The sequence below is a fragment of the Bradyrhizobium sp. sBnM-33 genome (assembly GCF_032917945.1).
Taxonomy (GTDB): Bacteria; Pseudomonadota; Alphaproteobacteria; order Rhizobiales; family Xanthobacteraceae; genus Bradyrhizobium.
Genome location: NZ_CP136624.1, coordinates 7,418,015 through 7,438,218 on the forward strand (window position 1 = coordinate 7,418,015; position 20,204 = coordinate 7,438,218).

15 protein-coding genes are annotated in these 20,204 nt (G+C 61.8%); 4 read left to right on the forward strand and 11 right to left on the reverse strand.

The window, feature by feature from the left end; genetic code table 11:
• Positions 1 to 421 precede the first annotated feature (421 nt).
• Positions 422 to 1,606, reverse strand: coding sequence for a CaiB/BaiF CoA transferase family protein (locus tag RX328_RS34810; RefSeq protein ID WP_213249367.1), 1,185 nt, complete (start codon positions 1,604 to 1,606; stop codon positions 422 to 424).
• Positions 1,607 to 1,714: 108 nt separating this feature from the next.
• Between RX328_RS34810 and RX328_RS34815 the strand changes: the two genes are divergently transcribed.
• The 3 genes from RX328_RS34815 to RX328_RS34825 all read left to right on the forward strand — a co-directional run bounded on the left by RX328_RS34815 (position 1,715) and on the right by RX328_RS34825 (position 4,724).
• On the forward strand, positions 1,715 to 2,644 hold the full coding sequence (locus RX328_RS34815) for a dihydrodipicolinate synthase family protein (protein WP_213249365.1): 930 nt from the start codon (positions 1,715 to 1,717) through the stop codon (positions 2,642 to 2,644).
• A gap of 117 nt (positions 2,645 to 2,761) precedes the next feature.
• On the forward strand, positions 2,762 to 3,787 hold the full coding sequence (locus tag RX328_RS34820) for a YihY/virulence factor BrkB family protein (protein ID WP_213249363.1): 1,026 nt from the start codon (positions 2,762 to 2,764) through the stop codon (positions 3,785 to 3,787).
• A gap of 241 nt (positions 3,788 to 4,028) precedes the next feature.
• On the forward strand, positions 4,029 to 4,724 hold the full coding sequence (locus tag RX328_RS34825) for a DUF3750 domain-containing protein (RefSeq protein WP_249726214.1): 696 nt from the start codon (positions 4,029 to 4,031) through the stop codon (positions 4,722 to 4,724).
• Positions 4,725 to 4,732: 8 nt separating this feature from the next.
• Here the strand turns inward: RX328_RS34825 and RX328_RS34830 are convergent, their stop codons facing one another.
• Together RX328_RS34830 and RX328_RS34835 are read right to left on the reverse strand one after the other, a co-directional pair.
• Positions 4,733 to 6,328, reverse strand: a complete 1,596-nt coding sequence (locus RX328_RS34830) for an alpha-amylase family glycosyl hydrolase (protein ID WP_213249361.1) — start codon at positions 6,326 to 6,328, stop codon at positions 4,733 to 4,735.
• A gap of 75 nt (positions 6,329 to 6,403) precedes the next feature.
• Positions 6,404 to 8,002 carry an alpha-amylase family glycosyl hydrolase gene (locus RX328_RS34835; protein WP_213249359.1) on the reverse strand — a complete coding sequence of 533 codons (1,599 nt, stop codon included), beginning with the start codon at positions 8,000 to 8,002 and terminating at the stop codon, positions 6,404 to 6,406.
• A 205-nt stretch (positions 8,003 to 8,207) separates the two neighbouring features.
• Between RX328_RS34835 and RX328_RS34840 the strand changes: the two genes are divergently transcribed.
• Positions 8,208 to 8,399 carry a hypothetical protein gene (locus tag RX328_RS34840; protein ID WP_213249357.1) on the forward strand — a complete coding sequence of 64 codons (192 nt, stop codon included), beginning with the start codon at positions 8,208 to 8,210 and terminating at the stop codon, positions 8,397 to 8,399.
• A gap of 9 nt (positions 8,400 to 8,408) precedes the next feature.
• Here the strand turns inward: RX328_RS34840 and RX328_RS34845 are convergent, their stop codons facing one another.
• The 8 genes from RX328_RS34845 to RX328_RS34880 form a co-directional block, all read right to left on the reverse strand.
• Complete coding sequence (locus tag RX328_RS34845) at positions 8,409 to 9,089, reverse strand: endonuclease/exonuclease/phosphatase family protein (protein WP_213249355.1); 681 nt, start codon at positions 9,087 to 9,089, stop codon at positions 8,409 to 8,411.
• The gene (locus RX328_RS34850; protein WP_312017969.1) at positions 9,089 to 11,338 is read right to left on the reverse strand and encodes a VTT domain-containing protein; all 2,250 of its coding nucleotides are present in this window, start codon (positions 11,336 to 11,338) and stop codon (positions 9,089 to 9,091) included. Before RX328_RS34850 ends, RX328_RS34845 begins: the two co-directional genes overlap by 1 nt.
• Positions 11,339 to 11,350: 12 nt before the next feature.
• On the reverse strand, positions 11,351 to 11,578 hold the full coding sequence (locus RX328_RS34855; RefSeq protein WP_213249353.1) for a hypothetical protein: 228 nt from the start codon (positions 11,576 to 11,578) through the stop codon (positions 11,351 to 11,353).
• Between the two features lie 290 nt (positions 11,579 to 11,868).
• Positions 11,869 to 13,431 (reverse strand): GNAT family N-acetyltransferase, encoded by a 1,563-nt coding sequence (locus RX328_RS34860; RefSeq protein WP_213249351.1) that lies wholly within the window; start codon positions 13,429 to 13,431, stop codon positions 11,869 to 11,871.
• A 44-nt stretch (positions 13,432 to 13,475) separates the two neighbouring features.
• Positions 13,476 to 14,840, reverse strand: a complete 1,365-nt coding sequence (locus RX328_RS34865; RefSeq protein WP_213249350.1) for an HlyD family type I secretion periplasmic adaptor subunit — start codon at positions 14,838 to 14,840, stop codon at positions 13,476 to 13,478.
• 38 nt (positions 14,841 to 14,878) lie between these two features.
• The gene (locus tag RX328_RS34870) at positions 14,879 to 16,906 is read right to left on the reverse strand and encodes a type I secretion system permease/ATPase (protein WP_249726213.1); all 2,028 of its coding nucleotides are present in this window, start codon (positions 16,904 to 16,906) and stop codon (positions 14,879 to 14,881) included.
• Between the two features lie 115 nt (positions 16,907 to 17,021).
• Positions 17,022 to 18,953: a hypothetical protein gene (locus RX328_RS34875; RefSeq protein ID WP_213249348.1), complete on the reverse strand. Its 1,932-nt coding sequence runs from the start codon at positions 18,951 to 18,953 to the stop codon at positions 17,022 to 17,024.
• A 135-nt stretch (positions 18,954 to 19,088) separates the two neighbouring features.
• Complete coding sequence (locus RX328_RS34880) at positions 19,089 to 19,919, reverse strand: hypothetical protein (RefSeq protein WP_213249346.1); 831 nt, start codon at positions 19,917 to 19,919, stop codon at positions 19,089 to 19,091.
• Positions 19,920 to 20,204: the final 285 nt, after the last annotated feature.

The following is a 20,204-nucleotide window of genomic DNA, read 5'->3' on the forward strand; positions in this document are numbered from 1 at the left end:
CGCCAGCACCGCGGCGCCAGAACCACACGACTTCGCCGTACGCGTCGGGCGCGCACGTGCAGCGCGCTTTCAGCGTCCATCGCATCTCACCGCACGTTCGTGACGATCGCGAGCGCCCCTCATCTGCCGTGAGACGGACGGAGTTATGCAGATGATTTGCTCTCGAAGTTAAGCGGAATATTTTTGCCGGAAGGGCTGGACAGAGTTTTGGTGATTTGCCCGTCGTGCCAATTGGTCGCAGCCGCGCATTGAATTTTCGCTTGGGCACATGGCAAATCAGTTCGCAATCCGTAGGTGGGCAAAGGCGACCACGTCCGCTGTAGCCCGTAGGGTGGGCAAAGCGGAAGCGTGCCCACCATCATGAAGCGCGCTCGATGATAGATGGTGGGCACGTCGCTACGCTCCTTTGCCCACCCTACGCTCAAATAATCCCGTCTCTCCGCAGCGCTGCAATCGCGTCCGCGTCGTAGCCGATATCGGCCAGCACGCGATCGGTGTGCTCGCCGAGCGTCGGCGGGCGCGTGACGATTTCGCCGGGGGTCTCCGACAGCCGCACCGCGGCGCGCGCCGTCGGCGCGGGGTTCGGCAAGCCGGGATAATCGACATCCTGCATGAAGCCGGTGGCGCGGATGTGCGGATGCTCCAGCGCCTGCTGTGGGCTTAAGACCGGACCGGCCGGGATCATCGCTTGGCCGAGCGTATCGACAGCTTGCTGCGTGGTGCGCTCGGCGCACCAGCGCGCCATTCGCTCACTGATGATAGGACCGTGGTCACCGCGCTTGATGTCATCGGCGAAGCGCGGATCGCTGAGCCAATGATCCTCGCCCATCAATTTCGCCCAGCGGATGAACAGGGGATGGCCGGTGACCTGGCACAGCACCCAGCCGTCTTTGGTGCGGTAGATGTCGGCGGGCGCTGCGGTCTGGCCGAGATTGCCTGTGGGCACGCGGTTGGCTGATATCACCGCCTGCTCGATCAGCGTCGCATTGGTGAAGGAGAGCGCGGTCGCCAAGAGCGCTCCCTCGACGATCTGCCCGCGCCCGGACTTGCCGCGCTCGATCAGCGCGGCGAGCGTGCCGAACGCGCAATGCAGCGCGGTGCCGAAATCGACCCAGTTCACCGCGGCGCGGTACGGCGGATCGCCGCGGCCTGTCATGTACACCGCGCCCGACATTACCTGGCCAACGCCATCAAAGCCGACGCGGTCGGACCATGGCCCCGGCCCACCGAAGGCGGTCGCCGTTGTCAGGATGATGTCCGGCTTGATTGCCTTCAGCGCGTCATAGTCGAGTTTCATCGCCCGCAGCGTCTGCGGCGGCAGGTTGGCGACGACGACGTCAGCGGTCGCAACCAGCCGGCGCATCACTTCCTGGCCTTGCGGCTTCATCGGATTGAGCGTGATGCACTTCTTGTTGCGGTTGACCTGCAGGAACAGCGCCCCCTCGCCGCCTTCGCCGACCGGCGCGACAAAGCGGTCCTCGCTGCCGTCGCGTTTTTCCACCCGGATGACTTCCGCACCGAACTCCGCCAGCAATGTCGCGCAATACGGCCCCGCGATATAGCGTCCGAAATCGAGGACGCGAACGCCCTCCAGAACTCCCCCCATCGGTCCTTCCTTGTCTGACTGCTCGATTGTGTCGAGCCTTCTATCATGTTGATGAATGAATTGGACGACCATACAATCACTGATCCCTTTCGAACGGAACATCCTTAAATGACCCCGACAGCACAACGGCCCTATCGCGGCGTCTTCCCCGTCGCTCCGACCATCTTCGACGATCAAGGGGAGCTCGATCTCGCGGGGCAGCGGCGCTGCATCGACTTCATGATCGACGCCGGCTCGAACGGCCTGTGCATCCTGGCCAATTTCTCCGAGCAGTTCGTCCTCACCGATGCCGAGCGCGAAACAGTGATGGTTGCGGTGCTGGAGCATGTCGCCGGCCGGGTGCCGGTGATCGTGACGACGACGCATTTCGGCTCGCGCATCTGCGCCGAGCGCAGCCGCCAAGCGCAGGACGCGGGCGCGGCGATGGTGATGATCATGCCGCCGTATCACGGCGCCACGTTCCGCGTGCCGGAAAAGGCCATTTTCGAGTTCTATCGCACCGTCTCCGATGCCATCGACATTCCCATCATGATCCAGGACGCGCCCGTTGCCGGGACGCCGCTTTCGGTCGACCTCTTGGCGCGCATGGCCAGGGAAATTCCGAACATCCGCTATTTCAAGATCGAGGTGCCGATGGCGGCGGCGAAGCTTCGCGATCTGATCGCGGCCGGCGGCGACAACATCGAAGGTCCCTGGGACGGGGAGGAAGCGATCACGCTGATGGCCGATCTCGACGCCGGTGCGACCGGCGCCATGACGGGGGGCGGCTACCCTGACGGCATCCGGCAGATCATCGATCCTTATCTGGCAGGCCGCCGCGAGGAAGCGATGGCAGCCTATGCGCGCTGGCTGCCGCTGATAAATTACGAGAACCGGCAGTGCGGCTTGCAGGCTGCCAAGATCCTGATGAAGGAAGGCGGCGTGATCGGTTCGGACGCGGTGCGCCACCCCCTGCAAAGGGTTCACCCGGCGGCGCGCGCCGGTCTCATCGAAATCGCCCGCCAGCTCGATCCCGTGGTGTTGCGCTGGGGCCGGTAGATCGCCACCGTCAGCGGCATCGCTCCGGCGCGGTATCGCCAACTGCTCATCGCGACTTGACCCAGGAACGTCGTCGCTCGCTGCGCATTAAGGCGTAGAGACGCGGGACGGTTCGCCATGAGCCATGTGAGTCACCTGCACGACACGAACCCTGAGCCAGCCAAGGGCGAGCCGGATACTGAGGGAGATCCAGGCGATCAGGGCCGCGGCCGCCGCGCGGTATCTCCATGGCAAATTCCCTGGAGGGGATGGAAGGACATCCTGATCAGGACCTATCAGCAGGTCAGCGAAGACCGGCTTCTCGCGGTTGCCGCAGGCGTCGTGTTCTACGGCCTGCTTGCCCTGTTCCCGGCGATCACCGCCCTCGTCTCGTCCTACGCGCTGTTCGCCAAAGCAAGTACGATCAACGACCACATGACGATGCTTGCGGGCATCCTGCCGGAGGGCGCGCTCGGCATCGTCAGAGATCAGGTCAATCGCGTGCTTGCCAAGGGCGACGTCACGCTGGGACTGGCATTCCTGTTCTCCTTCCTGTTTGCCGTGTGGAGCGCCAATGGCGGCATCAAGGCCATCATCGATGCACTCAATGTGGTCTATGAGGAGGACGAGAAGCGCGGTTTTTTCAAGCTCAACGCGATCTCCCTCGCCTTCACCTTTGGCGGGCTTGTGGCGGTGCTTCTCGCCATCGGTTCCGTGGTCGCGCTTCCGATCGTTCTGTCCACTATCGGGCTAGGGGCCGTCACCGATGCGCTGTTTCGATTCGGACGTTGGCCTGTCCTGGTCCTGACGATGCTTTTTGGCCTTGCGGTGCTCTATCGGTTCGGACCAAGCCGCCGCAGGCCGCAATGGCGTTGGCTGAGCGTCGGCAGCGTGGTTGCAACACTGACGTGGCTTGCCGGATCGGCCTTGCTATCCTTCTATCTCGCCAATTATGCGAATTACGATGCGACTTACGGCTCACTCGGAGCCGCGATCGGCTTGATGATGTGGATGTGGATGTCGACGATCGTGGTCTTGCTTGGCGCCGAACTCAATGCGGAGATCGAACATCAGACCGCGGCCGATAGCACCGAGGACGGAAACAAGCCGCTGGGTCAGCGCGGCGCGACGATGGCCGACACGATCGGAGAGGCGAAATCATAGCAAAGGCGGCATGTTCCTGTTTTTCTCGAACAGGCTGGGATGTCTCGGCTCGTTGTTACTTTCGGCAGCCGTGACCATCGGCCTGCTTTTTGCGCTCGGCGTTCTCCGTTTTTGATCGCGAAAATTGCGGAGGGCTGAACTGGAAATCAGAGTTGAAGTCATTACATCAAGTGCCCGCTCACATTGATTTCCCGCCGTGAAGAAATTCCTCGTCATTTTCCTTCTGCTTATGCTCGTTCCCATGGCTGTTTCCGCCGTGAAATACCTGCTCGGCGACAGGCGCGAGAACTGGCAAACGGCGGACCGTTCAAGCGCCGGGCTTCTTCCCAAAGCTTCCGAACACGCAGATGCCGTGATCAGGGTGTTCGCGGCAAGAACCGTACGCTGGCGCGGAATATTCGCGGTTCACACCTGGATCGTCGTGAAGGAGCGCGGGGCCAGGCGTTACAGCCGCTACGATTACACCGCCTGGGGTGAACCGATCCGGATCGACGGATTCCAGGCCGACGGGCGCTGGTTTGGCGAGATCCCCGAAACGGTCGTCAGAGTCGATGGTCCGAAAGCGGAAGCGCTGATTCCTAAAATCCGCTCGGTCATCGAGACTTACAAGTTTCGCGCCAATGGAGACTACAGCGCCTGGCCGGGTCCGAACTCCAACACGTTCATCCAGGCGATTCTGGACGCCGTTCCGGAACTTGAAGCGGTGTTGCCGCCGACGGCAATCGGCAAGGATTACCCTTACCACGGCGATTGGATCGGCTTCACGCCGTCCCGAACCGGCGTGTTTGCTTCCCTCGGAGGTTATCTTGGGCTGACGATCGGATGGATCGAAGGCATCGAACTCAATTTTTTCGGCGGCGTTCTCGGCTTCGACATCCGCCGCCCCGCATTGAAACTGCCGGGTGTCGGCCGGCTTGGGTTGCCGCTTGGCACGTGATCGCGGCTTCACCGGTTCACTTTGATAATCACGCCTTCATTTGGCCGCAGATGCGTCGGGCCCTCGACCTTACCCGCCTCGCGGTCGAGGTAGGTCGACATCAACCTGGTGCCGCTGCCCTGCCACTCCCACAATCTCGGCTCCCTGCAGAGATTGAGAGCGACCAGGATTTCGGTTTGGTCAACTGTTCGTGCGAACCAGAAGATCTCGTTGTGCGCCCGCCGCGGCCGGTATTCGCCGCGCAATAGACAGGGCTCCTTGCGCCGCAGGGCGATGAGTTCACGGTAGAGATTCAGCAATGATCGCGCGTCACGCCGTTGCGCCTCGATGTTGCGCGAACGGTCTTCGCTGAGCGGCAACCAGGGCTCGCCGGTGGTGAACCCGCCGCGCCCGGTATCGTCCCAGCGCAGCGGCGCACGCTCCGGATCGCGGTTGAGATCAAATCCCTTCACCAGCTTTTCGAACGGGTCCCGGATTCTTTCGGGTGGCATCCTCACCTGCTCGGATCCGATCTCATCGCCGGCAAACAGGAAGGGCGTGCCACGGATCGTCATCAGCAGCATCGCCAGAATTCTGGACTGAGCCTGGCCGAGCTTGCTCGCCACCCGATGCTTGTCGTGGCCGCCGATCACGAAGTCGGACCAGGCGCCATCCGGAATCGCGTTGAAATAGGCATCGATCGTCGCCTGCAGGGCGATCGCATTCCATTCCGTATCCAGAAGAGCGAAGTTGAGCGGCAGATGCAGCCGCGGCTTGTCGTTGCCGTAGAAATGGCCGATGCGATCGGTCTTGCCCTGCACCTCGCCGCAAAGCAGCCTCTCGTCATATTCGTTCAGAACGCTCCTGATAAATTCGAGGCAGCGCATGGCTTCTGGCCGGTCATCGGTGAAGACAGGCGTATATTTCTGCGGCGGCGGCGTGCTGTCGTCAGCCTCGGGATCGGCAGGATTGTCGCGCAGAAGATCGTCCTTGATCAGCACGGCGCTGGCGTCGACGCGAAACCCGTCGACGCCGCGGTCGAGCCAAAAGCGCATGGTGTCGGCCATGGCCCGGCGGACCTGTTCGTTTCGCCAGTTCAGATCGGGCTGGCTGGTCAGAAACGAGTGGTAGTAAAACTGCCGGCGCGCCTCGCACCATTCCCAGGCGCTGCCGCCAAAGCGGCTCAGCCAGTTGTTCGGGGGGCCGCCGTTCGCGCCCGCTTCCGCCCACACGTACCAGTCGGCCTTGGGATTGTTTCGGGACGCGCGGCTTTCCTGAAACCAAGCATGCTGATCGGAGGTGTGGTTAGGGACGAAATCGAGGATGAGTTTGATGCCGGCCTCGTGCAACGCGTCCTTGAGGCGATCGAAATCCGCCATCGTGCCATAGCGCGGATCGACGGCGCAAAAATCTGAAATGTCGTAACCAAAGTCCTGATCGGGGCTCTTGTAAATCGGCGTCAGCCATACGGCGCCAACACCGAGCCACTTGAGATAACCGATCCGTTGCAACAGACCCGGAAGGTCGCCGTAGCCGTCGCCATTGCTGTCCTGAAATGAGATGGCAGCGATTTCGTAGATGACGGCGTCGCGCCACCAGGCCGCCGACGTTTTCTTTGCACTCACGCGCGCAGCTAAGCTCCCTTCGTCAGGCGGGATCGCCTGACATGAGTGCCAAACGTCTGCTGGATGCGGTGGTTCCTAACGGCTCGCCATATCGATGACGAGCCCCTCGTCACCAGCAAGCGTGACGGTGCCCTTAACCAGGTCTCCGTCCCGCTTCGCTTCGGTCGACACCAGAATTCTCGCATGTGCGCCCTCTTCCAGCTTAAGGGCCTGCGGACCGTCGGTCAGATTCAAGACGATGAGTAGCCTACTGTCATTGAGCTCCCGGTAATAGGCCAGCAGATCCTCGTCCACGACATAGGGCCGATACGAGCCAAGCGACAGCGCGGGCCTTTCCTTGCGAACGCGCAACAGGCGGCGATAGAGATTTAAGATCGAAAGGGCATCCTCGCGCAGGTTCGCGACGTTGTTCGATCGCCAATCGTCCGCGAGCGGCAGCCACGGATCGACCCTGCTGAAGCCGGCATTCCGGCTCGAGTCCCACTGCATCGGCGTCCGGCAGCCGTCCCGGCCGACGCCGATCCCCGGCACGTTGCGCTCGAAGGGATCGCGCACGCGATGCCGGGGAATATCGACCTGAGGCATTCCCAGTTCATCGCCATTATAGATCGTAGGCGTACCTCTCAGCGTCAGCAGGAGCATGGCGGCGACGGCGGCCTGCCGTTGCCCCACCCTGCCGGCAATGCGCGGCCGGTCGTGGTTGCCGAGCACCCAATTCGGCCACCCGCCTTTCGGCAGAGCGCCTTCATACTCCGTGATCAGCGCCTGGAGATGCTTTGCGTCCCAGCGCGCACTGAGCAACGCGAAATTGAACGGCAGGTGCACGCCGCCGAGATCCCTGCCGTAATAGGCGACCAGGCGCTCCACCGGCAGGTATATCTCTCCGATCAGCAGGCGATCGGGAAACTCGTCGACCGTTCGGCGCAACGTCCCGATGACATCGTGCACCTCAGGTAGGTCGGTGGTGTAGAGCGGGATCAGCGCTTCGTTCGGCGGCCGTCCGGCGTGGTAGTTCGGATTGGGCGGATTGTCGCGAAACTGTCTGTCCTTGATCAAATGCCAGATGACGTCGACGCGGAAGCCATCGATGCCCTTGCGCATCCAGAAGCGAAGCACGTCACGCATCGCTGCCACAACTTCCGGATTTCGCCAGTTCAGGTCGGGCTGGGAATTCAGGAACGCATGATAGTAATACTGGCCGGTCGCCGCGTCGAACTCCCAGGCGCTGCCGCCAAATTCGGACAGCCAATTGTTGGGCGGACCTCCGCCGGGAGCCGGATCGCGCCAGATGTACCAATCGCGTTTCGCACTGGTGCGCGACGCGCGGCTCTCGAGAAACCACGCATGCTGGTCGGAAGAATGGTTGGGGACGAAGTCCAAGATCACCTTGATCCCGCGCGCATGCGCCTCGGCAATCAGCCGCTCGAAATCCGCCATGGTGCCGAAGATCGGATCGACGTCGACGTAATCGGAGATGTCGTAGCCGAAATCTTTCATCGGCGAACGGAAGATCGGCGAAATCCAGATCGCGTCGACGCCAAGATCGATCAGATCAGGCAGCCTCTGGGTGATGCCGTTGAGGTCGCCGATGCCGTCGTCATTGGTGTCCTGAAAGGACCTCGGATAGATCTGATAGATGACGGCGGATTGCCACCACGGCCTCGAACCATTCATGGCTGTCAATCGTTCCGATGCGGGGACCACGAAGTCGGGTCGCGATGGATAATCCTGCCGAAGGACGGCGAAATCTTTATGACTGCCGGCCGCCGACGCGTTCGCGACAACAATTCGTCGGGCAAGCCGCGGTTCCGAACATGTGACCGATGCAAGCGCGCGGGAACCTTGGCGACGCTCAGACGTAAAGCCGGCGGAGGATCACATGACGCAAGAAAAGATCTTTGCGCCCATCCTGGGCGAGGCGGCCATCGCCATTTGGGGCGACATGCCCCGGGACATTCAGGAGGCGCTGTTCGAAACCGCGATGCGCAACCGCTCCGAGCTGCGTCACGATCTGGCGAAGCTGCTGCATGACCGCCATCCCAGAACGCAACATCCGGCCAAGCCCGACTGATGCGGACCTCTATTCCGGAAACGCAACATCCGCGATGACGGGAAGATGGTCCGAATAGGCGCGCGCCTTGCGATCGGTCCAGGCCGAACGGATCACGAGATCGCGCGAGGCGTAGATTCGGTCGAGCCGCATCATCGGCAAGCGCGCTGGAAACGTCCGCAACCGCGTTCGGACCGGGCAAATCCGCGCCAGCACGCCCCGCACCGATTTCACCCAGAACCAGTCATTGAAATCGCCGAGCACGAGCGTCCGCGTCGGGTGCACCAGCTCGGCCAAGGCATGCGCCTGGGCGTGCCGTTCATGGATGCTCAGGCCGAGATGCGTGGCAATGACCCTTACCTCGCCATGATCAGACAAAATGCGCGCGGTGATGGCTCTGCGGGGCTCCCGCTCCTGATACGAGACGTCGGAGATTTTCGGAGGCTCGGCGAACGGCCAGCGGCTCAACAGCACCTGTCCGTAGTCGCCGTCCTCGGTGACGATCGATCGCGCATCGACGCTGTGGTCGCCGACGGCTTTCGCCAGAAGGGCAAAGGGATCGTCGGTTCTTCCGCGCGAATCGACCTCCTGCAATGCCACGATATCAGGCGACCAGCGGCGAATGACGGAACAGACGCCATCCAAATCAAACCCGGGATTGAGGTGGAAGATGCCGTGAACGTTCCACGTCATGATGCGAGTCGTAGCCATCACGTTCTTCGCCCCGCCAGCCAAGTCACCAGGAACTGCACGCCAAGGCACAGTGCGATCCAGGCGATGATCGCCAGTGCCAGCAGTAGCGCATTGGTCCAAGAGGCGTTTCGCGCCAGATCCGCGATCTGCGCGCCGAGCGCGGCCATCACAGCGATTCCCGGCGCCATACCCAGCACCGTGCCGAGCACAAAATCGCGCAGGCTCAATTTGCTGGCGCCCGCCACCACGTTCACGATCGAGAACGGAGCGATCGGCACCATCCGGATCATAGCGACCGCCATGACCCCCTTGCCGATGATGCGGCTCTGAACCCGGGCGGCCCGGCGCCCGAGCAGCCGCTGCAAGCGCGCCTGGCCCAGCACGCGGCCGATCGAGAACAGCGTGAGCGCGCTGAGCAGCACGCCGGCACTCGCGCTCAAGAACCCCATCCACGGCCCCAGCGCCGCAGAGGTCGCGGCGATCAGTACCAGCACCGGAAAGACCACCAGCCCGCCGACAACAAAGGCGGCAATCGCAAACAGCGGCGCGAATTGCGACCACGCAGGCTGCGAGATGATCGAGGAGACCAAGCCGACATCGGTGAAATCGCGCAACGACGTGTATTGCCAGGCGAGCGCCAGGCCGGCGAGCGCCGCCGCGAGGCCAGATACGGCCAAAATGGTTTTTGCCGTCCACATGCGATTGGCAGCGCGGTCGAGGTGAAGCGGTTCCCTGGGATCGGCGACGGGCTGCACCATGATCGCCACGCCGCCGACCGACGCGGCCGGATCAATCGGCTGCAACGATTTCGGGCCGTCGTCCTCCGCCAGGCGGTCGAGAAATCCAAACAGGTCGGCTTCGTGGCGTTCGATTTCGCGTTCATCGACGCCGCAGAAATGCCCGATCAGACAACGGCGAAGCCAGGCGATGTATTCACAATGCGCATCGGAGGTGGCCTCGAAGGCCAGATCGCATTCGGTGTCCGCCCCCATCGAGCGATTGTTGAGGTTGGCCGATCCCACGCGCAGGATGCGATCGTCGACGATCATCACTTTGCTGTGCACCATGACCGCGGCCCCCTGCTCGGCATCCCGCGTCGATGGATAGACAAAGCGGACCCGGTCCATGACGCCTGCTGACACGAAGCGCGCGATAAATCCGCCGCGCCCGCTCTGCATGGCCTGCGATTCGAACCAGGACGAATGCATCTTCGGCATGACGATCAGGACGCGGAGCTGCGGCACGTCCAGCATCCGCTGCGCCAGGAGGCGCGCGATGTCGGTGGCGCTGGTGAACTGGTTTTCGATATAGATGAAGCGGTCGGCCGCGTTGATGGACGCTGCGAACAGCCGCGCGACTTCGTTCACGCCGCCACCGCGCGCGGTGGCTATCTCGGTCCGGGCGATGCCCACCGTCATTCCCCGGCACTGCACCGGGACCGAGGCCGGCCATCGCTCGCCCTTGATCGCTGCGGGCCGCTCGACCGTGCAGCCGGCGACGCGCCACCTGTTCTCTGCGATTTCCGTCAGGCTGGCCGCAGCTTCGCCATCCACCATGCACTGCACGTCGTGAAACGGCGGATAGGGTCTGCCGTCGGGATCGGTACGAAGCGGATGATGCGTCTCATGCGCGCTGGTGTCCCAGCGCCGGATCGTCAGGTCGAGACCGCCGACGAAGCCAAGCGCACCGTCAATGACGACGATCTTCTGATGCTGCGCTGAGCCCAAAGGAAGGCTGGAGTCGAAACAAAAGCGCAACCGGTCCGACGCGTGCGCGGTGAACTTGGCGACCGAATTCCACTCCCGCTCCGCGGCGTAGAGAGCCGGGAAATTCCAGATCAGGATGTTGATCCGCAGATCGGGCTTGGCCTTCAGCAGCGCTTTCAGAAACGCACCGAGCTCTTGCGGATAGCCGTCGTCGGCGTACCCGGAAGGCCCCACAAACCGGGTCTGGCTGTGGATGTCCCAGCCGATGATGTACACCTGCCGCGTTGCGAGCAGCAGCGCTTCCCGCAAAGCGGCGAAATATGCGGCCGCATCATTGAGGATTGTCAGCCGCCCTGCCTTGCACCTTCTCCAAACGGTTTCGCCAGGAATGAGGATGGATGAGCTCTGCAGCAGACGGCACCTCGGCAACGGAATGAGAAACCCGTTCGGGATCACGAACGAATGTTCGCCCGACGCCAATCCAACGATCTGCAGGCGCGACAGTTCCAGCCAAGCGGAACTTGCCGCCTTCCCTCCGCCTTCGGCACGTCGTTGGATCACCAGACACGCGCGTTAGCGACGGTTGCGCGTATCGGTGTTATCCGGGGGCATGGCGTCCCGGTCCGAGCGGGAGGCACTTTCTTCCTCAACCACAGGTTCGATGTAGGTGCTGTGCAGCGAGGTCGGGGACTTGAAACCGTCGAACATGATGCGGACGGTGCTGCGATAGCGGCCGGAGCCGATGATCACCCCTTCCCGGCCGGCGAACTTTGGGCAGCGCGCCGCTCCAAGTGCGCTCATCCTGACGCGTGTCCGTTCAGGCAACGGGGCCCGGTGATCGGGTGGCTCCTTGGGGGATCGCATCCTCGGGCCAAGCGCCTTCGCCGGTTCATCGATGCGCCGGCGATGAAATACGTTCGGTCTCGCATGCATGGCGAGAAATCCACCGGCGCACCATACGATTGACGAACGGTGGCGTCCCGGAGGTCATCGCGGCCGTCAGCCAACGCCTGACCTTTCCTGTCATCATGAGCATGCTGTCCTCCTCCCGACCGTGGGTCGGCCAACGGGACAATTCGGACAATTCTGCGCTATGCCGAGATGGAGTTTTCGTGGGCACCTTGCCGGTCCGGAATGCTGCGCCAATCGCGCCACTTTCTCACCGACGGTCCGCTCGCCGGTTCGATCGCGGCCAATAGCGCAGCATTGATTTCCGCCATCCGCCCGAGCTTCACCATGCATCTGGCAACCGCGACGAACCCGTCCGGCGAATCCGGCTGCAGCCGCATGAACTCGAGATACTGACGCAGTGCCTCCTCGTGCTGACCGAGGCTTTCGCAGACCTGGCCCAGGCACTGCCATGCCTTGGCCGCATCGGGGCGAACCGTGGTCAAGGTTCGGAACAACCGTTTGGCCGCGGCGAAATCAGTCTTCGCCGCCAACAACTGGCCCAGCCGGTGCAATGCGTCGGCGTGTCTCGGCTGCACGTCCAAAATCCGACGGTAGCCCATTTCGGCGTCGGCGGACTGTCCCTTGCGGTGAAGTTCGGTCGCCTGTTGCAGCAGGTCGGGAATGCACCTGACGTCGATCCGGCCGCCCAGATTCCTGCCACTCCTGGTTTCCACAACGATGGAGTGGATCTTGCGCTCCTTGCAACCGAACGAATATTTGTACGGCTCGTTGCCGCGCAGGAAGTCGTATTCGACAAATCCGTGCTCGATGGCGTGGCGAATGCTGTAGGCATGCAGGATCATGCCCGCCGGCGGTCCCTCGAACGTCTCGTCGCGTCCGGTCATGTAGAACGAGAAGGTCCGCTTGCGCGGCTCCACCAGGGTGGCCAGCGCCGCAACGGGCCGGTCGCCATGCCAAAAGGTCGGCAGGTACACCAGACCGGAATGGAAACTGCGTGTCAGCATGGTGCCGTTGGAGCGGATCAGGCTATCCATCCGATCCCCCTTCCGCGCACGCCACTTGGTATCCCAGAATCCCAGCAGGGTTTTGAGGTCGCGATCAAACGTGTCGGGCGTGGCGACGGTTATTCGATATTCGCTGGACGCTTCGACCTGCTTCAGCAGCCGCCGGATCTTCTGCCGTGTATTGGTGCTGAGCGCGTCGAGATAACTGTTCCAGTCCTTCGGCAGCGTGGCGTAGGGGCAGAGACTGTTGTCGACCCCGTCGACCTTGATGATCTTGTCGACTTTGGTCGAGTGAAAGCTTGCCTTCGGAAAACATGCCGTCAGCAATCGCCAGCGCCGCTCGGATATTCTGACATTGTCGAGATGGAGACGCGCCCAGTTCATCTGCCTGATGGTGCGGGCAAAGGCCGGAATGACCTTGTGCTCCGCCTCTGGCCTGCAGACGATGCCGGTATAGTCGGCACCGAAATTGCCCGCCATCCGGATGTTGCCCAAAACGTCGGATTTCTCGATCGTGGTCTGAAGCCGCAACGGAAAGAATGCGACGTAAGGCAGATCGGCAGCGTCACGCTCCTTCGCCGCCAGGATGAACCATGGTCCCGGGATGCAGGACAGCCAGCCGCTCAGCCATTTCCATGACAGGAATATCTGCGCTTCGTCGTCCGCGTCGTAGACGGCATTCCAGTTGTCCTCGAGTTTTGCCAGCGACGGCAAGCCTTCGATGATGTCGATATGCACGGCGGACGCCTTTCCAAAGTGCGTGTTGAGTTCCTGTCGTGTGCCTAGCGCTCCCGGAATGCGCGCATAAAGCTGTCGTAGATGGGCCTCATGAGGTACTGGAAGAACGTACGCTCCGCCGTCTTGATGTAGACCTCGGCGGGCATGCCGGGCGTCGGACTGAAGCCCGGAAGGTTCCGGCTCTCTTCGCTGTTGAGCTTGACGCGCACGATATAAATGTCGGTCGGTCCCACCTGCTGGGACTTCTTTTCATCCGCCAGCGTATCTGCGGACAGATAGATGACGTCGCCGGATACCATCGGCGTGATGCGCTGGTTCAGTGCCGTCAACCGCACCATCGCCGTCTGCCCGTGCTTCACGCTGTCGATGTCCTGCGGCCGCAATCGCGCCTCGATGATGAGTTCGTCCTTCAGCGGCAAAAGCTCCATGATGTTCTTGCCGGCTTCGACCACGCCGCCCCGCGTATGATAGCGAAGCTTCACCACCACGCCGCTTACCGGCGCCACGACGCGGACCCGATCAAGTACGCCCTTGGCGCTCAGCATCCGCTCGCGGACGTCAGCCAGTTCGCCGCGGATCTCGTGCATCTGCTCGACCGCGGTCTTGATCGCGGTCTTGCGCACACCATTGATCTGCTCGACCGCACGGGCGATACGTTCCTTGGCATCGCCGATGTCGCCCATGATGCGGCCGACCTCACCTTCCAGATTGGCCTTCGACCGCTGCAGCAGCATCAGTTCCGGCTTGCGCACCAGCCCGGCCTGCACCAGCTTGTCCTTGGTCACGATTTCCTCGTCGAGCAGAGCGATCTGGCGCCGGACCGCGTCCAGTTGCACCCGCGATCCCCGGATCCGCTCCTCCAGAGCGTTGATGCTCTCCTGAATACTCTTGACGTCGCTGTTGAGGTTGTTGCGGCGCGCCGCAAACGTCATCTGCTGGCTGTCCACGATTTCCTTCACCTCGGGCGACTTGTCCAGCCAAGTCACGACCTCGGTCGGAAGCGTGATATCCGACTCTTCCCTCATCTCGGCCTGCAGCCTTGCATCCATGGCCGACAGGCGGATGCGCCGCAGGAACAGCCGCTGCAGCTCCGCACGCGCCGCGGTGTCGTCAAGCTCAAGCAAGGTTTGTCCGGCTTCCACCGTGTCGCCTTCGCGCACGTAGATTTCGCGGATCATTCCGCCTTCGAGATGCTGGATGATCTTGTTCTGCCCGGTGACGACGAACACACCCGACGAGACCACGGCGCCGGCGATCGGTGCCGTGTTGCCCCACACGCCGAAGCCCATCAGCACCACCGCCATGATCAGCGCACCGGCGACGGTTGGCAGCTTGGTCGATCGCGGCAGCGAATCGTACCAGGTGCCCGCTGATTCTGCGGACCGGTCCGCAATTTTCCTGTTGGCCATCGCGCAACCTCGTTCCTGTCAAATCCAGCCGACGTCCCTCAATTCAGCGAAGGGGGACTACCCGGCCCGGTCGGGGTATTGTTCGGCTTGCGTCCGCTAATCATCGGAATGATCTCGTCGCGGCTGCCGAAAGCCTGCACCGCGCCCTGATGCAGGATCATGATCTTGTCGACGCTCATCAGCAGTGCCGCGCGCTGCGTAATCGTCACCACCGTGATCTGCTTTTCCTTGGCGCGCAGCAGCGCCTTGGCCAGCGCCCGCTCGCCATTGGAGTCGAGATTCGAATTCGGCTCGTCGAGCACCATCAGGCGCGGGTTGCCGAAGAAGGCGCGCGCCAGTCCGATCCGCTGCCGCTGGCCGCCCGATAGCGGACTGCCGTCCATGCCGACGATGGTCTCGTAGCCCTGGGCAAAACTAGAGATCATCTCATGCACATCGGCCATCTCGGCGGCGTCGAAAACATCCTCGTCGCGTGCGTCGTCGCGCATGCGGCCGATGTTGGCCTTGATGGATGCGGGGAATAATTGCACGTCCTGCGGCAGGTAGCCTACGCTCTCGCCGAACTGCCGCGGATCCCAGTTGCGCAGATCCATCATATCCAGCCTGACGCTGCCGGCGGTCGGAATAATGGATCCAACCAGCATGCGCGCCAGCATAGTTTTCCCGGTTCCGGAGTCTCCAACGATGGCCAGCGATTCTCCGGGCTTCAATTGAAAGCTGATTCCGTTCAGGATCACCTTCTTGTTCGGCGGCGGCACGTAGAGAATGCGCTCGACGTTAAGATATCCGGCGGGACGCGGCAGGCGGAGCCGCTCCAGGTTGAGCGGCGAGTTGAGCAACAGAGATTTGATGCGAGCATAGGCCGAACGCGCCTGCACGAAGTTGCGCCAGCCTTCGATGGTGCCCTCCAGCGGCGCCAACGCGCGGCTCGCGACGATCGAGGCCGCAATCACCATGCCGGCGGTGATCTGGCTTTCCAGCGCCAGCCATGCGCCCCAGCCCAGGATAGCGATCTGGGTGCACAGCCGCAGGAACTTCGACAACCCCGTCATCAGGATGTTGCGATCCTGTCCGATCACCTGCGCCTTCAGCGACTCCACGGTCTCGCGGCCCCATACCTGGACGCCTTCCGGAATCATGCCCATCGCATTGATGACTTGGGCATTGCGGGCCATCGATTCCGCCGTCAGGTTTGCCCTGGCGCCGTAATTGTTCGCCTGGTTGAACGGAATCGCGGTGACGCGCTGGTTCAGCAGCGCCACGATGATCAGCGCGACGCCCGACCCTAGCACGATGAAACCGAGATGCGGATGGATCAGGAACACGACGGCGAAATAGACCGGCGCGACCGGCGTATCGAACATCGTCAGCAATACCGGACCGGTAATGAACGCGCGGAGGTGCTGCAGGTCGGCCAGCGTCTGGAATTCGCGGCTGGATCCACTCTGCGCGGATTTGGCAGCGGCGCTCAGCACGGGTCCGCCCAATTTAGCTTCGGTCTCGACTGCGACCCGCATCAGGATGATGCGGCGCATCATGTCCATCAGCACATGGGCCCCGATTGCGATAACCACGATGATGGTCAGCATCACCAGCGTGTCCGTGCTGCGGCTGGTCAGCACGCGATCGGACATGTTGAAGAGGTAGATCGGAATAGCGAGCACCAGCAGGTTGACCGCAACCGAAAACAACGCCACGGTCACGAGGTTGCGGCGGGCGCTCGCGAGGCCCTTGCCGAGAACATCGCGAAATTCATTGTCGCTGGAGCGCTTTTGCAGCGGCGGCGAGCCGCCACCGCCTCCGCCGCCACCACCACCGGAGGAGCCGCCACCGTCCCTGTCGCCTCCACGCTGCAGCGGGGGCGCAGGAGTCTGCTGCTCGATCACGACGGTGGATCCCGGCGCCGGGGTCTTGGCTTCCTCCCGTAGGGATGGCTCGACCGCCGGCGGATCGGCGACTTTGGCTTCGGCCGGAGATGTCTTCTCGTCCGCTAGTTCGACCGGCGGATCCTTGGCATGCGGAGAGGGCTGATCAAACCATGGACGAAGCGGAATTATCTTTGCCATATGCGGCGTTGCTTCGTCATACTCCCTCAAGCGCCAACTACCGCCTGGACGAACATCCCAACCCCACATTTGGAAAACTCCGTTACTTCCAATAATCAAAACATCTTGCTTGTCGCTAATGCAGCACGCTCGCCATCGGGTCTGACTGCACCGAATTGCCCATCCCTGCCGGCGGCTGGGTCGTCGCGTCCTGAGGGTGGTCATCGACGAAAGCAATGAGTTCGGTCACCAGCGCGTTGGTATCGGCGTTGACGGCATTGGACTCCGCCGGCACCAGATCGGCCTGCACCAGAATGGAATCGGTGTAGATCTCGCCCCTGACGTAGGTGGCATCAGGGTTGACGTCGACGATCGCAGCGTCGTTGGCCAGTTCATTGCCTCCGGTGGTGACCGACTGCGTCACGGCCCCATCGGGATCAAGCGCCATCAGATCGGCTAACGGCTGGTTCTGAAGCTGATACATCACGTCGACGTCGGAGGTGATGTTGGTCTGCCAGATCGCATTGATGTCGTAATAGTCGCCGGTGATGTAGAGCACCCTTAGGGGGCCGCCATGGCCGATGAGGGCGCCGGCCAGTTCGGGATCGAGTGATGTCAACCCGGCGGCCAGCAGGCTTTCGATCAGTTCGAGATGTGCCGGCAGTCCGTCAAAGGTATCGCCGCCATAGTTTGCAACTGCCGCTTCGTTCAACAGACTGTTGTCACCTGAACTCACAGATTGGGACGGATCGGCGCCGTCGGCCGCCATCTTGATCTTGTCGTTGTCCAACAAGATGTTGTTTTGAAAGATGACGTTCAGACCGTGATAGCTGCCCTTGATGATGATCAGGTCGTATTCGATGCTGCCATCAAGGATCTGGGCCAGATTGCCCTGGGTGTTGTAACCACCGACGAGGTTGTAGTGGCTACTGTCGCTGACCTGCGTTGCCACATCATTGTCGGAGAGATAGTTGACCTGAGCCACTGCATGAACGCTGTAGAAGTCGCCGTCGACCACATCGACGATCCAGTTCGGGCCGGCGAACTGGGCCGGGAAGCCGGCGTAGATGCTGGGGTTCTGGAGAAAATCGGCGATGTTGGTCGCGACGTTCTGATCGCTATTCGATGATGGCACACGGTCCCCGCCCGATACGCGGACACCGTCATCGTTGGCGATGGTGTTGGTCTGGAAGATGGCATCGGTCTTGAAGTAGTCTCCCATCACTACCATAGTGCGGGCGGACTCGCCGAGATCGACGAGCAGCGCTGCGTTGATGCTGAAGTTGCCGCCCAACGTCGCCCATTGCCCGATCCCGTCGCCGGTGTCCGGCAATTCTTGCGGCTCATGCGGCGGCGTCGGTTCCGAGGGTCGCTCCTGCAGCTCGCCGTTGACATAGTAGCCGGGGGTCACCGAGTTCGCGTCCGGCTCGCCGCCGCCATCAGCCCAGGCCGCGTCGCGAGCGATCAGGAAATCCGTAGCACCGCCGTCGGTCTGGGGCATCTGCCAATCGGTGGGAATCGCGGCGTTCGCATCGGCCGCCAACTCCGCAATGGTGGCCATCGCATCGCTGTTGAGCTGTGTAATCAGAGGTTCAACGGCGAGTAGGAGATCCGCCGGCAAATTGGCGTCGTCATCATCCATGAAATTGTATTGATGAACCGTCAGTTGGCTCTCCGGGCCACCATCCTCGTATCGCACCTTGACGTGATAGTCGGGACTGCCTCCGCCGCCACCGCCGCCCGGCAGTTTTGGCAGCGGGACGCTTGGCGCCGGCGAACGCGGAAAGAAATCGGAATCGTCGTCCTGCGGACTACGGAGCTTCAGCGGGCGTCCCCGGCCGAACTGAATCAGATCCTCCGGTATCGGCTCCGGCACCGGGCCTGCCAGGGTCTCCATGTCCTCCGGCACGAAGCGATGGTCGTAATGCGGCCGCGGCGTCGTGTAGTCTTCGGAAGGACGCGGCGCGAGACTATCGTCATAATGGACGCGGTCGCGGGCGATGTCGTGGAAGATCTGCAGATATCCTGCGAAGTGGGAAACGATCTCGTCGAAGCTCGCTGACGCCATGGGAACCTCCCCGTGTCGCCGCGAACTACGGGGCGCGTGCGCGACCCGCAGCTTCTTGGCGGCAACAGCAGCGACTGAAATGAATTGACTGAAAAAAACCCGCGCGGCTGGTGCCGCGCGGGTCGAACGTGAAAGCTAAGCTGTATCGCTGTCGGTCAGATCGCCACCAGCAGCCTGAATGGTGATGCTGTTGAACTGAATGTTCGCACCCTGCGTGATGTTCTGATCGAAGGCCGACTGGTTGAGAACTGCGTCGGCGCTCGAAGATACGCTGCCACGCGCCCCAAAATCGCCGACGTCGCCGATCCTGGACTCGCCGCCCTCGATCTTGGCGTCCATGCTGAAGCTGGCACCCGGCTCACACCACGATCCGCCCGCGCCGCCGTTGTAGTTGGCAGACGAGCTGTTGCTGTCGTTATCGACCAGGTTGTTGACCTGATCAATATTGAACTGGTTACCGTCGTTCATCTTCTGGTCCACCACGTCGGGCATGATGACCGAACCGTGCGTGTCGAAGTCGTAGAGAGCGATGACCGGGGTGCTCAGGCCGCTTGTGTCCACATCGACATCCACATCGACATCGACGTCTACCTTGCTTTCGACGGTGTTTTCGATCTTGTTTTCGATGTCGTTGTCGATCTTGTTGTCGACCGTGTTGTCGACGTCGTTGTCGAGGTCGTTATCTACCTTGTTGTCGAGCTTGTTGTCGACCTCGTTCGAGTTTTCGTTCTTGTTCTCATTCTCATTTTCATTCTTGTTGTCATTGTCGTTGTCGTTCTCGTTCTCGCTCTTGGAATCCAGCGACTGAACGGCGAACTGCAATTGGCCCTGGCCCTGACCTTGGCCTTGACCCTGGCCCTGCAATTGAGCCTGGAGATTGGCCTGCGCTTGCAACTGGTCTTGCTTCTGGTCCTGGTCCTGTTCCTGATCGTTGGGATCCCAATAATTCTTGGCCTGCTTACCCATAACGCGCTCCTGTGGTTGGAGCATCGCGGGCGGAACGAGATCGCTGATCTTCTAAGTCTGCGGTCTTCGATACGCGGGCGGTGCTCTTTACGTCGGTTCTCCCGACTGCCGACACTCGCCTTATTGCGAACGACGGCACGGTCAGAATGCCGACACATCTTCGCCAACAACATGCATGCATTAGATGCGTCGCTGTATCTTGCGATATCAACCATCGACGCGGTTGGCGTTCAGAGCGAGTCAGTTTTTTGAATGAATAGCGGCGCGACGATGCATGATCGTCCG